This window comes from Epilithonimonas zeae (assembly GCF_900141765.1).
In the GTDB taxonomy this organism is placed as follows: domain Bacteria; phylum Bacteroidota; class Bacteroidia; order Flavobacteriales; family Weeksellaceae; genus Epilithonimonas; species Epilithonimonas zeae.
In genome coordinates this window covers 686,239-700,581 of the sequence record NZ_FSRK01000002.1, presented here as the reverse complement: position 1 = coordinate 700,581, position 14,343 = coordinate 686,239, and the positions used below count along the sequence as shown (strand labels likewise).

Genomic DNA, 14,343 nt, shown 5'->3' with positions numbered 1-14,343 from the left:
CTAATCTACAATTTTTATAATAACATCTTTTGGTGTCTTTTTGGAAAATTCAATCAATTGATTTCTAAGTCTAAGTGTATTTTCTTTCTGCACAGAATAAAAAGAAACAGTTGTTCCGCCAGCCATATAATTATTCTGAATCGTCAAAGTTCCAACTTTTGAAAAATAATCCGGCATTTTTACCCATTCATCAAAAACCAAAGCCACATCAAACATCTGATTTTTTGCGGCATTATAAACATACTTTTGCAAAGCTTTGTTATCTGTAAATTTGGCATGGTCATTTTTTCTCAGTTTTGCCACTTCAATACTTCCCAAACCGTAAGTATCCAAAAGATGAATATTATTAAAGTAAGTAATCGCACCAATATCGTTGGCAACAACTCTCGAGTTTCTGTAATATTGATGTAGGAAATCTGCCAGTTGAATCTGCTGGTCAAATATATTTTTAGAAGCAATCGGCTGTTTTTCCAACATCGTTCCGAATCTCATATAAAGTGCTATCAATAAAATAAAAACTGTTCCGAATTTTAAAACGTTATTAGCCACATTTTTCTGAAAAACCTCATCAATAAAAGGAGTAATCGTAAATAAAACAATGACAACCAGATAAGACTCATATCTAATCAGCCAGCCAAAATTGGCGAACAAAAGATGAATTGCAAATCCACAAAACACAACAAAAGGAACAGCATTTTTGGAGTGTTGGAGAATTTGAGGGTTTTTGAGTTTATGAGTTTTTACGTTTCTGAAAATCTGGATTAATAATATTAAAATCAATACCAGAACCGAAATTCCACGATAAGCATTTCCTGCAACTCTGGTAAAGAATCCGACAATTCCATCGTTCGTATTGCCCTTTAAAATTAAAGAATTAGGCAGAAAAAACGAACCGTGATCCAATGAGATCCATCCGTAAACCACAACCGGAACGATTGCAAAGAGTCCTAAAGCAATGCTTATGACATAATCTTTCTTAAGAAAGAAAAGGTAAACGCAAATAGAGAAAATGAAAAATAAGCTCTCATATCTGAAACCTACGGCAATGATAGAAAATAAAGCAAGATTCGAAAAGTTTCTCGGGGTTTTATCTTCAAGGTATTTTTGAAATCCTAGTAAAACCAAAACCATCGCCAATGTATGAAAAACGTGTTCCATCCCTGTCATTATCATCAGATGCAATGGCATTAATAAAACTACAGATGATAAAACAATGATATAAGTTGTCGGGGAAAATCGTTTCAGATACCGATGAAAAATCAGAATTAATCCAATTCCTGCAACACTATTCGCAACCAGCGGGATATATTCCCAATTTCCAAACACTTTAATCAGAATTGCTAATAAAAATGTGAAAAGCGGAGACGATGTTGTGGAAGAAAATTCATATTGGGTAATTCCCCAGGTTTGAAATTCAGCAAAATTCTTCGCCATAGAAAGATGAATGTACGCATCATCCAAGGGATAAATATATCTTCCCGCAAAATCCATAACCACCTGAATATTGAAAAAAATCAATAATCCAAGAATTAGAAATATTATTAAAAGTGTTATGTTATTTTTCATTTATTTTTATTGAGGAAACCAAAGGAAGTTTTGATATTTATCTGGTGTGAATCGTCCAGCATCTCCCTGATACTTTACAAATACAAAATAGTAAAATATCATAAAAACTACAAAGAACAGGTGTGCCAACTTTTTGATATTTTTATTATCCATAGCCGCAATAATATTAGTAATTACAAGCGATGCAAATGCTAAATATGAGCCCACCAATCTTGTAGAAAAAACAGGATTACTTCTCATTATAAAATAAAGACAGACACCCATCACCAAGAGATTTCGCATATACTCATAATAATATATTTTCTCACAGGCAACTTTATCATAAGTAATCAACAAAAAGCTGAAAACTAAGATTTGACCGTCCATGAAACTGGATCCTGAAGCTTCGTAATTGATATATCCATTATACCCATTAGAAACGTCCTGAACATTAAGTGTTTCCAAAAAGGAAGAAAATAGATTATATACTTGAAAAGGCGATAATATTACACAGGCAAGAATAGAATAAAAAATCTTATTGGAGTTCATTGGAATTGTTGCAATCCAATAAGCCGGCAAAAAGATAATGGTTGATTTATGAAATCCGTATGCAACGTACATACATAAAAGGAACCACCATACTTTTCTATCTTTGATAAATGTGAATGAGAGCATACACATCGTCATGCCCAATGCTTGTCTCATATGCCCGCTATCTGCAATGAAATACCCTGGAATAAAAAATAAAAGAATAGCAAAAACAGGATATTTGGAGTCTTTGTAGAAAACCATCAGCTTTCCTCCAATGGTTATAATTGCGCTTATCAATGTAAATTCTTTGAAAGGAAAACCTGTTGCATATACCCACTTATTGAGCATCGCATACATCCACTCGATATCTATTCTGGATTGTCGGAACAGCATTTTATCTACCAATTGTCCATATTCAATTGTAGGAAAATATTGGCTGTACATCGAATCGTAAACCGGATAGTCTGCTCCAACATAACGCCTGTAACCAATCGCAATAATCATATATACACCAATCGTCCAAAAAATAAATTTCGGAGTTTTAGAATTCTCGTCTCTGTTAACCTCTACAAAACTATAAAGAATTAAAAAAACAAAAATAATGGTGAAAATGGGGTGTAAAAATGCCATTAATTGCCTTTGTGCTATGTGTTTTTCTCGTTAGAATCTTCAAATATAATTCTTATTTTAAGATTATTAAACAAGTATTAATTTGGTTTAATTTTTCTGATATTAATTATTTTTTAATCATTTTTTTTAATAAATACAATCTTACCGGTTCTTCAAAATATTTGAAAGCCAAAGAAGCCATCGTCAAATTAATCAAAACCAATATCAACAACTCTACAGGACTGGAAATATATCCTGAGACATTCAGTTTTCCGATATAGTTTTGAAACGGCTTGAACAAATAAAACGCCGTTAGCTGAAACATATAAAAAGCAAAAGAAATATTGCCCAGATAAACCATCCTTTTTGAATTGAATAACTTATCAAAATACGTTGGAAATGATAATGAATAAATCATCCCAGCAAACAGCAACATACACAAAGCATCAACTTTGTAATCTGTGATTGTAAGAGTCAATAAAGCCAAAACACTAGCCGCAAAAATCACACTCGCTGCGTTTTTCGAAATATTAAAATCAAATCTTAATAATCCTATTAAAATTCCCAGGAAAAACTCAGGAACAATCCTTTCGATTCCGTTAAAAGTATATTCATTAAGGTCAAAATTCTCTATATTGAACCATCTTACAATAAAGAAAAGAACAACAGCACCAAGAACAATTCTGCCCCAAAATTTACTCAATTTGATGATAAAAGCTGCTATAATGAATAGGAACAGATAAGCAAACCATTCATCTGACAAACTCCAGGAATGTGTGTTCCAGCTCAATGCATCATTGATGTTCCAGGCGTGAATCATCAAGAGATTTGAAACAATATGATCAGGTCTTATAATCAGATCTTTTTGATGAAAAACATATTTTCCAACAAACAAAAGCGCTCCAACAATTACAAAAGTCAATATCTGAAGCGGATAGATTTTTGCAAATCTTTTAACCAGAAAATTATAATATTTCTTTGAGGTTACTTTTTCCAAAATAAAGCTTTTATGATAAGCATAGGTCAAAATAAAACCACTCAACACAAAGAAAATATCAACACCCAAATAGCCTTTCTTCACGAAGAAATTATCCAATCCTCCGGTATAAACGCAAAAGTGGTAGAGGAAAACCCAAAATGCAGTATAGAATCTCAGTCCTGTTAAATTGTTCAGCATAGCAAAAGTGTTTTACCAATAAAAATTCCCAATCATCTGCATCCCAAAAGTTTGGAGAAGGCATAGATAAAACAAGGTTTTAAATTGATCAGAACTAATATCCTTCAACAAAATGAGGAAATAAGGCACCAAAAACAAACAAGCTCTTGCCGTTTCTCCGGTTCCGTAAGCACCTGTCAAAAGCATTGTCGAAATGGCCGTGATGGCTGAGAAAAACAAAATATTGATATTCCGGTTTTCAAAAACTTCCGTTCCTGATTTCTTGGAAAAGAAAACGGCTAAAAAACCAAAAGACAGAAACAGAAAAATCTCTCCAATATCTTCCAATCTTGTCATCAGATAAACAAATGGCTGATGGAATAATCGGAAGCCATCCGGATTTTCGGATTGCGATGCTAGTAGAAATGTCTCTAATTGATTATATCCGGTTGTTGAATAAATTACTGTGAAAGTCAAAACAAAAACAACAGCGCTCATCAAACTTAGCCAAACAAAATTCCATTTTCCTTTGACTAAAAAATAGAAACTGATATAGCCAAGAAATGCGAATAGAAATAACCCTGAAAATGTCAAAATATTAGTCAGAATCAATCCAGAAGAAATTAACAAAAATGAAATAGAATCAATTCTCTTCTGATGAAAAATTCTCGCAAATCCTAATAGAAAAATCAAGGTTAATGTCAGAACCAATGCATCAATAGAGACCAAAAGATAGATATTAACGGAAGGAATTACCGCCAACAAAAGCAGCATCCATTTCCTTCTGGCTTCTTCAAATCCTAGATAAAGCAGAATCTTATAAAACAATGGGAAAGACAAACTTCCAATCGCAAAAAACACAATTGCAAGAGTCTCGATATTAGAAATATTCAGAATCCAATAATGCAAAAGCGTTACAAATGGCGGATGCGTTTTGGTGTGCATCTGGAAATGCTCCAGATTTTTGGAGAAATCTCTTAACCAAATTTGTCCGTCGGTAATCGCCAAAGCGTCGGTATAATATTGTCTCCCTTTCAGGTAAAACGGTTGCAGGAAAGCAATATCAAAATTCCCTTGACTCAGATTGCCTAATAAAACCAAAACAATAGCGATAACAAAAAGAAGAACGACATTCAGTCTTTCAGAATACATGAAAGCGAAAATCCCCGCAATCAAAAATAGAAATGCAAACACAAATCCACTCCACAAAAACTGATTGGGATAGATGACAGAAATCGGGAAAAGGATACCTGTGCCGGTGTAACCACCTTGATTCTGGTAATAAAAATTGGCGCCTGCCATTGCAACCCAAATAACGATCGCTACGAAAAAAATCAGCCAGGGAAAGTTTTTAAGATTTGCCAATTGTAATTTTCCACCCATCAGGAAATGTGTTTTCTTGGTTTTAAGGGCAAAAATATTAATAAAACTTCAGACTGTTCATTAATTTTTTGTGATTTGCTAAACACAAAGACACAAAGTTCATCACAAAGCACACAAAATTTGATGAAGTTTTCTCGTGACACCTGTTTTTAATCTATTTATTCAAAATCTCAAACACAAAAGTGGTAGAAGTTTCAAACGCTCCGCCTTGTGTAGCTCCGAATAAAAACTGAGGTTTCTTTCCATCTTTGCTCATCAGAAGCATCGGGCGCTCCAGTCTGCCAAATCGTTTCAAATGTTTTGGAGGCGTTGGTTCTGTGACATAAGATTTCATATCGAGATAGGCGATTTTTGGCTTTGTCCAGCTCACACCATTTTTGGAGGTTAGATGCAAGCCAAATTCGTGGTTATAAAATCCCATATCGCGCGCCACAAGGTGGAACTTTCCATTGTGTTGCCAGACAAAAGCATCTTCCAATTGGGCATTGTTTGGCATATTCGAAAAGTCAATGACGGGATTTTCGGAGACTTGGGTGTAAGGTCCCAGAGGTGAATCAGCTTTTGCTAAACCATACTTTCGGTTACCCCTCACTGCGCCTTTTTGGGTTTCATACTCGTAGGTGTTCCAGGATTTGTAGAACAGCCAGTATTTACCATCATTCCCTTTTACAAAAGCAGGATTGGTGGTACAATGATCATCCCAAGCGCCTTCTTTTCCTGGAAGCAACAAAGGTTGTTCTGGTCTTTGCCAATCGCCGTCCAGAGTTTTGGACGTTGCTAATCCTATCCTTTTGGTGTTGGTTTTCCCATTAGAATTTCCCATAAAAAACAACAGCCACTCGCCATCCACCTTTTTGATTAAGGGATTATGGCAAGTCGTCGCATCCCAGAACCCACCACCTCTTGGACTTAGAATTACCTGCTTATGTTCGAATTGATGAAACGGCGAATCCGCCTCTGCACGGCAAATCTCGGAGCCATTCAGCCAACCGCCCATCCCTTTTTCCTTCTTCCATCGGGAGTAGAAAAGATGAACCTTACCATCGTCTCCCCAGATGGGTGAGCTGCACCAGATGTAGTAACCATCCAAAGAAAACTGCCGCCCAATCGGTTTCAAATTGAAATAGGGCTTCTCCGAAAAATCAAGTACCTTGGTAAATGACGAACCAAAAAACATCGCAGCCATTCCCAAAGCAGAGGTTTGGATAAAATCTTTTCGGCTAAAGTTTCTAGATGCGCTCATATCTTTTGATTTTCAGCTAAGTTAAAGCAATCGGTTCAGGGAAGTATCCTGCGGTTTCGGCTTGGATAATCAAAATCTTTCATCCAAAATTTTATTAAAATTTTAAAAATTAACTTTTGTAAATCTATCGTCTATTGTAGTTTACTACATTTGATTGTTTAACAAAAAAATCACAAACGATGAGCACAAAAAATCAAATCAGTATCGTGATTCCGCCTGCAATATTGGCAAAAGCCACCGAAAAACTACAAGAAGTAAGAATTCTAGTCGCACCTTATGTGCAAGCCTTGGCGCCAGGTGAGAAAGCATCAATTTTCAAAATGGGCGACAAGACAGTTGCTACCGTACAAAAAGTAAAAGACTACACGAACACTAATTCGGAATTTGCTCCTAATTATATGGATAGACCAGAGTTCCTAAAGGATGAAGCCGTGGTAACCGGACTTTCGCCAATTCGTAATCTAGCGGAACAATTGGCATCCGACCTCAGCGACACGATTACCATTGCAGGCAACGAAGCGCTCTTGGCAGCCCTCCTTTATTATGGTGCAGTAAAAGAAGCGTCCAATAAAGGCGTAGCAACCGCAACACCAATTTACGCCGACCTCAGCAAGAGATTCACGAGAAAAGGCAACAAAAAGAAACCTGACACAGAGTAAATTCACTTCTCAAACTATCTAAACGACTCTTTTACACTCAAAAACCAGTATAAAAGGTTCGTTTTTAGTATAAAAGACTAAAATTCCAGTCTCCGAGATTCAACGTTGAGTGAAAAAGACTTGAAATCCAGTATAAAAGACTCGTTTTTGAGTCTAGGAGACTAGATGATGAGTCTAGGAGACTAGATGATGAGTGTAAAAGATTGGTTGGTGAGTGTTTTTGGGTGGATTAGATAAAAAAACAAATCATTAATTCTTCCAATTTTAGGATAAGCCAAGTGGTTTATATTTTATATTGAAGCAATACGTATATTTGAATTTTACGGTCATTACATAAACATAAAATATGAATAAAGAATTTTTAGAGGAATACTCACTATTTAGAAAGTTTAATTTATCTGTTCCACAAACAATGGATAGAATTCCTACACCTGCAATAAATATGGTTTGTAGGAACTGTGGAAATTTGCAAACATTTAATATGACTAATAGATATGCGGAGTTTCAAAAATATTCAAATCCAAGTAGTGCTGACGAAAAAGTGAGACTTATATATCTGTGTCAATCTTGTAGACAGTTTACACGACAGTTTGACGTATATATCAGTCCAGAGTTAGACTATGTTTATAAATTTGGACAATATCCTGAATGGGAAATTAAGATGGATAAAAATCTTGAAAGCATTCTTGGTAAACACGCGAAGACATTTAGAAAAGGGCTTGTTTGCGAATCTCAAGGTTATGGCATTGGTGCATTTTCTTATTATCGAAGAATTACTGAACAAATAATTGACGAGCTTCTTGACTCTATTACCGATTTAGTTGAAGAAGTAAATAAAGTAGCATACAAAATTGCATTAGAAAAAACGAAACAAACGAGAGTAACTCAAGACAAAATCGACTTAGTTAAAGACCTGCTTCCATCGATTCTAAAACCTAATGGAATGAATCCACTTGGAGTTTTACATAGTGAACTTAGCGAGGGTCTTCACGCTGAAACAGACCAAGCTTGTTTAGAAAACGCAAGCCACGTGAAAAGTATATTGACATTTTTGATAAATCAAATTATTCAAAGCAAAGAATCAGCAAAAGGATTTACTGATAGTATGAAATCATTACTTGAAAAGAAAAGTAAAAAATAATATTTTCATAAATATGCCCCGCTGCGCAAAGTCTCCTGACTTTGAGCAATACAACAAAGTGCTAATCATCAGCAACTAATTAAAAAGCACAGACCAAAAATCTGTGCTTTCTATTTTTATAAAGTCTAATTACTTCTTCTTCGCCGGCGCTTTCTTAGCTGTTGTCGCTTTTTTCGTAGCGGGCTTTTTAGCGGCTGGTTTTTTCTTTTCAGCAAAAGCTTTCGGGTCTTGTGCCGTGATCCATTTTTTTACCTCATCCAAAGAAACACCTTTCAAGTCTTCTGCTTCATATTTAGAGTCATCTTTCTTTTTCGGGATTTTGTAGATATTTTTGCCGTGTTTTACAATAGGTCCCCATCTAGCATTTTCGATAGAGATTTTCTCAGCCTCCCAATGTTGGATATATCGGTTGGCTTCTTTCTCCAGTTTGGCATCAATCAATTCATTGATGTCGTTTTGAGAAAGATTATCGAAGTTATAACGTTTCGGAACGTTGATGAAAATACTTTGATATTTGATAAAAGGTCCAAATCTTCCCGTTCCTTTGGTTACAGGCTCACCTTTGTAGTTAGCAATCGGCGCATCTGCCACTTTCTTTTCATTGATGATTTCCTCTGCTCTATTTTGGTCAATAGATAATGGATCTTCCCCTTTCGGAACACTGATGTAAGTCTCGCCCCATTTCACATAAGGTCCAAATCTACCAACCCCCACAGAAACGGGCTGACCATCCACTTCTTTCAAATCAAAAGGTAACTTGAACAATTCCAAAGCTTCCTCCAGTGTGATGGTCGCAATATTTTGATTCGCCATCAGTGAAGCAAACGTTGGTTTCTCCTCATCGTCCTGCTCGCCTATCTGAATCATCGGTCCAAATCTTCCAATTCTTGCGTGAACGTTTTTACCGGTTTTAGGGTCAACACCTAAGATTCTTTCGCCATTGGCACGGTCTGCATTTTCCTCAACGTCTTCAATCCTTGGATGGAATTTCGAATAGAAATCCGTCATCATTTCCTTCCATTTCTGGTCACCGTTGGCAATCTCATCAAAGCCCTCTTCTACTCTGGCCGTGAATCCATAATCTAAAATCTCAGCAAAATTATTGATTAGGAAATCATTCACCACTTCACCAATATCCGTAGGAACAAATTTATTTTTATCACCACCAAACTTCTCATCAAGAACTTCCTTTTTAACTCCGGTTTTGCCCAAAGTCATTTTTACGATTTCTCTCGTTTGTGGTTCTATTTCTCTTTTATCAACATATTCACGATTCTGAATGGTTTGAATAGTCGGTGCATAAGTCGATGGACGACCGATTCCCAATTCTTCCAGTTTTTTAACCAAACCAGCTTCGGTAAATCTAGCTGATGGTCTCGTGAATTTTTCTGTTGCTGTTATTTTTTTATAGTCTAAAGCTTCGCCAATTGCTACTTTCGGTAACAGTTTTTCGTTGCTTTCGTCATCATCATCTTCAGTTTTTACAATGCCGTAAGCTTTAAGGAAACCATCAAAAACAATAACTTCACCTTGCGCTTCGAAGTGTTGTGGCAATTTTGAATTCCCAATTTCGATAACAGTTTTCTCGATTTTAGCATTCTCCATTTGCGACGCCAAAGTTCTTCTGTAAATCAATTGATACAATTTGTTCAATTGCGCATCACCAATGGATTTCACAGAAAAATCTGTCGGACGAATCGCTTCGTGCGCTTCCTGTGCAGACGACGATTTTGTAGTATAATTTCTCGGCTTGGAATAATTCTCACCGTATTCTGAGATGATTTGTGTCTTTGCTCCATTGATCGCTTCCTGAGAAAGATTCACGGAATCCGTTCTCATATATGTGATGAATCCTTCCTCGTAAAGCCTTTGTGCCAGACGCATCGTTGTCGTCACACCATAACCCAATCTGGAAGAAGCTTCCTGTTGTAACGTAGATGTTGTAAACGGAGCAGATGCTGTACGAGATCCAGGTTTGGTCTCAACATTCAGAACTTTGAAATCTGTTGTTTTTGCTAATTCCAAGAATTTTTCTGCCTCAGATTCTTTCTCAAAATCTTTTTTCAGTTTAGCAGCAATCTCATGTTTTGCATTGTTAAGAAAAGTCCCTTCCACTTTGAAACTTGGCTTTGGAACAAAACTTCTGATTTCCTTTTCTCTTTCTACAACCAATCGTACCGCAACAGACTGAACTCTACCAGCAGACAAACCAGTTTTTACTTTTTTCCAAAGCACTGGCGACATCTCAAAACCTACGATTCTGTCCAAAACTCTTCTAGCCTGTTGTGCATTAACCAAATTCTGGTCAATATCTCTTGGATTATCGATGGCTTTTAGAATTGCATTTTTAGTAATCTCGTGGAAAACAATTCTTTTTCTATTTTCCGGCTTCAGTTTTAGCTCATCTGCCAAATGCCAAGCAATCGCTTCTCCTTCGCGGTCCTCATCGGAAGCCAGCCAAACCATTTCTGCTTTTTTAACTGCAGCTTTTAGTTCTGTCACCAATTTCTTCTTATCAGCAGACACTTCATAGTCCGGTGTGAAATTCGACAAGTCGATTCCCATTCCTTTTTTAGGCAAATCACGAATATGCCCAAAGCTGGACTTAACCTCGAAATCTGAGCCTAAATATTTCTGAATTGTTTTTGCTTTTGCCGGAGATTCGACGATCACTAAATTTTTTGGCATTCTAGAAAAATTTTTGCAAAAGTAGGGGTTTTTTATTTTATATAGTGTATTTGTAATTATTCAAAAAAACTATCGGATACAAAATCTATATTTTTGATATAAAAAAGCCTACATCGTTTGACGTAGGCTTTTTGCTATTTCTTTATAATTTTCTGCGAATAGGAATTTCCTGTCTTGTCATTTGCAACAAGCAAATATGTCCCTGAACTTAATTGCTTAATAGATATTGAATTTTTGACAACGTCTTTCTGCAGAACTATTTTTCCATTCATATCATATAGCTTTACTTGAATAGGTAAAAATCCTTTTTCTGTTCTGAAGTTAACAAGATCATGACTTGGATTAGGGTAGACAGTAAATGAGTCTTTGTCAACCTGCACATCAGAAACTCCTAATGTAGAACCTTCTACAATATTTAATGTCGTATTAGGCGTTACGTTCTCAACAGTATCTACTTTTCCGGACGGCCATTTTACTACAACTTTAGCAATTGCATTGGCTTGCCCAATCCCGAAATGGGTATTTAGTGTACTCATATTACCGAATCCTGTCCCGCTTTGTACGTCACGGATCTGCTTCCCCCAAGCGCCATAAATCTCCACTCTTGCACCAATCCCATTTCTGTTACTTTGAACCCCTTTCAATGTAACTTTCAACCATTTATTACTATTTCCTTTATTGATCAAGATATTCTGTCCACTCTGGATATCCAAAAATCCATCATTATTAAGATCTCCAACGGGTCTGCGGTAGATATTCAGGTTGTAGGGATTACCATTGGGAGTGAACTTGAAGTTGCCATCGCCGAACATAATGGTATTTCCAGCCCCTAATATATCCAGGAAACCATCATTATCAAAATCGTATGTTACATATTCTCGGCTAGAGTCCGTAATGTTTTCATATCCTGATCCTGCGGTAACGTCTGTAAATGTTCCATCTCCGTTATTTTTCATAACCTTATTTAGTCCATCAGTATCAGAATTGATTCCGATCATTGTGTCCATATATCCATCATTATTAAAATCCCCCCAAGCAGCAGACCAACTCTGGGAAGGTTCTGCCAAATTAGCGGAGTTTGCTACATTAGTAAAGGTTCCATTACCATTGTTTCTGTACAACTCATCAATATTACCTCCAACTCCTGAACCGCCTTCTCCACATTTTGCGATGAAAAGGTCAAGGTCTCCGTCATTGTCATAATCTGTCCAAGTTGAAGCATAGTTTCCGCCTGAAGGAAAATCGCCTAAGCCACCACGATTATGATTCATATTGGTTCCGTCATTCAGGTAATATCTGTTAGGACCATTATCATCACAAACAAAAGCATCCAATTTTCCATCATTATTGATATCTACAAAATTGGTACGCTGTGTCAAATAGTTTTGGGTCTTTCTCTCAATAGTGTAGCCAGTTCCGGTAGCATTTGCTTTCACAAAAGTGACACCGGTTGATGAACCATAGAGCAAATCATTAAAACCATTATTATCATAATCTCCTGCAGCAATGCTCCATTCTGGTTCTACTATGGTACTTGGAATCGTATAAGTAACATCGGTAAATCCTCCGTCCGGTTTTTGATGAGAAATGACAATTTTTGTTTTATTGACCACAGAGACAATATCATCCAGATCATCTCCATTCATGTCAACTATGCAATTATTATATGCCGCAGAAGCCCCACTTACGATTTGGGAAGTGAAAGAAAGCCTATCCGGTACCACTACAGATTCTGATAATTTGAATTGAAATCCGGAGCTGCTCCATTTATTATCAAAGACGATATAATATGTAGTGTTGGCTGAACTTCTGAAATTTACCTGCGCAGAATATCCGGAATAATCATCATTACTAACTAAACAAGCTAATGTTGTACAATCTCCGGAATATACCATTATCCTCGTATCATTTGTTTGTCCTGCAATTACGGTAGACACAGTGACATTCATTTCTTGAGTTGGCGTATATTTGTACCATGCTCCGGCTGTTCCAATACCATACTCCAATCCGCATGCAGAAGGAGCTGCCGTTCCGGTGATCCCACTAACCGTATATGTTCCTACACCTGTAAGATTCACCGCATTATTACAGGATGATTGTGCTGTCACAATAGTTATAGAGTACAAGAAGGTAAATAGTAATAGTTTTTTCATGTCTGTTATCAGTTTTAATTACAAGTTTGTGTTAGTGAATTGATCCATTCCCGCACCAATAGGATACCTTCGTCGTGCACCACTGTTCTTCCTAACAATGGCATCATGTTACTCCCATCTGTGGATTGCAGTCTATAGTGCATTACCGATTTATTATAATTTCCTGGAGCAACAATTTTTGAAATGGTTGAACTCACAGGCTCGGCTGCTGTGACACATACACCAAGATTTGTCAAGTTTGTGGTCTGATTAAAATTCAGCCTTAGCGCACGATAATCACAACGGGCATTTTGTTGATGGCAATGGGAGCAATTTGCATCAAGATAAGACCGTAAGCGTATGTCCACAGGTTTACTTTTATCACGATAGTCTACTGTGGAATTAATAGTAGAAGGATAGCTCGCCAAATAACCTTCATCTACCAGTTTTTGTAACTGATTTTTAATATTCTTGGTAGAATAACTATATATATTATTCAAATTTTGAGGTTTTGTACCAATTGGAATTGCTTTACCATCTAATCTGTGGCAGGCAAAACATTCAGTTTCCGATGGTATTCTATAATTTGTTGTGATGCTCTCGCCATTTGGTTTTTTGAAAGTAATTTCCTTAGAACTTCCGCTTTCAAAATCTTCCCCGGTTAAAAGAGTAGCCTCTGTTTGGGCATCATTCCATACATATTCTGCAAAGACCCATCCCGTGGATTTTTTGATCATCAATCTTGTTTCGATGATTTTCGTTGCATTATTGGGTTGTATAGTATTATAATAAAAATTCTTTATCAAAGTTGTTCCAACCGGAAAATCTAGTATTTTGCCATCTTCTATGTATTTAGCTTTTGTATTTTCAGGCATCCAAATAAATCTTTTCTTCAGAGCATAATCCGTAAACAAAGAACTTGCCGGCTCATAAGGAATCACTTTAGCTACTGGTATCAAATCTTTCAAATCTCCACTGAAAAAAGAATAGGTCGATAATTTTGAATACGGAACAGCATTAATATCAAAATTGACGGTAGGTCCTGAAATTGAAGATTCTATTACAGAATTATCATCTTCTTTACAGGAAAACAATAAAAAAAGTGATACGATGTATAAAAAATAGATTTTTTTCATTAATTATGGTTTTTTGACAACGAATATAAATATTTAATCTTATTTCTCAAGTCTTTCCAAATCAAAAATCATTAAATTTGCCAACTTAATGATCATTTCATCAATAAATGGTGCATTGAG

At 36.2% G+C, this 14,343-nt stretch carries 10 protein-coding genes; 2 read left to right on the top strand and 8 right to left on the bottom strand.

The window, feature by feature from the left end; genetic code table 11:
• The 5 genes from BUR19_RS15000 to BUR19_RS14980 all read right to left on the bottom strand — a co-directional run bounded on the left by BUR19_RS15000 (nt 1) and on the right by BUR19_RS14980 (nt 6,467).
• Nucleotides 1-1,566 (bottom strand): EpsG family protein, encoded by a 1,566-nt coding sequence (locus BUR19_RS15000; RefSeq protein ID WP_074236253.1) that lies wholly within the window; start codon nt 1,564-1,566, stop codon nt 1-3.
• A gap of 6 nt (nt 1,567-1,572) precedes the next feature.
• Nucleotides 1,573-2,706, bottom strand: a complete 1,134-nt coding sequence (locus BUR19_RS14995) for an EpsG family protein (protein WP_074236252.1) — start codon at nt 2,704-2,706, stop codon at nt 1,573-1,575.
• 106 nt (nt 2,707-2,812) lie between these two features.
• Nucleotides 2,813-3,862 carry an acyltransferase family protein gene (locus BUR19_RS14990; RefSeq protein WP_074236251.1) on the bottom strand — a complete coding sequence of 350 codons (1,050 nt, stop codon included), beginning with the start codon at nt 3,860-3,862 and terminating at the stop codon, nt 2,813-2,815.
• Nucleotides 3,863-3,874: 12 nt separating this feature from the next.
• Entirely contained in the window at nt 3,875-5,224 is a 1,350-nt protein-coding gene (locus BUR19_RS14985) for a hypothetical protein (RefSeq protein WP_074236250.1), read from the bottom strand.
• A gap of 154 nt (nt 5,225-5,378) precedes the next feature.
• Nucleotides 5,379-6,467: a glycoside hydrolase family protein gene (locus BUR19_RS14980; protein WP_074236249.1), complete on the bottom strand. Its 1,089-nt coding sequence runs from the start codon at nt 6,465-6,467 to the stop codon at nt 5,379-5,381.
• Nucleotides 6,468-6,646: 179 nt separating this feature from the next.
• On the opposite strand from BUR19_RS14980, the gene BUR19_RS14975 reads away from it, so the two are divergent.
• Together BUR19_RS14975 and BUR19_RS14970 are read left to right on the top strand one after the other, a co-directional pair.
• Entirely contained in the window at nt 6,647-7,126 is a 480-nt protein-coding gene (locus BUR19_RS14975; protein ID WP_074236248.1) for a hypothetical protein, read from the top strand.
• 346 nt (nt 7,127-7,472) lie between these two features.
• Complete coding sequence (locus tag BUR19_RS14970) at nt 7,473-8,267, top strand: hypothetical protein (protein WP_074236247.1); 795 nt, start codon at nt 7,473-7,475, stop codon at nt 8,265-8,267.
• A 129-nt stretch (nt 8,268-8,396) separates the two neighbouring features.
• Here the strand turns inward: BUR19_RS14970 and topA are convergent, their stop codons facing one another.
• From topA to BUR19_RS14955, 3 genes are all read right to left on the bottom strand, one after another.
• The gene (gene topA / locus BUR19_RS14965) at nt 8,397-10,955 is read right to left on the bottom strand and encodes a type I DNA topoisomerase (RefSeq protein ID WP_074236246.1); all 2,559 of its coding nucleotides are present in this window, start codon (nt 10,953-10,955) and stop codon (nt 8,397-8,399) included.
• 134 nt (nt 10,956-11,089) lie between these two features.
• Nucleotides 11,090-13,108 (bottom strand): FG-GAP-like repeat-containing protein, encoded by a 2,019-nt coding sequence (locus tag BUR19_RS14960; protein WP_074236245.1) that lies wholly within the window; start codon nt 13,106-13,108, stop codon nt 11,090-11,092.
• A 14-nt stretch (nt 13,109-13,122) separates the two neighbouring features.
• Nucleotides 13,123-14,223: a hypothetical protein gene (locus BUR19_RS14955; protein WP_074236244.1), complete on the bottom strand. Its 1,101-nt coding sequence runs from the start codon at nt 14,221-14,223 to the stop codon at nt 13,123-13,125.
• Nucleotides 14,224-14,343 lie beyond the last annotated feature (120 nt).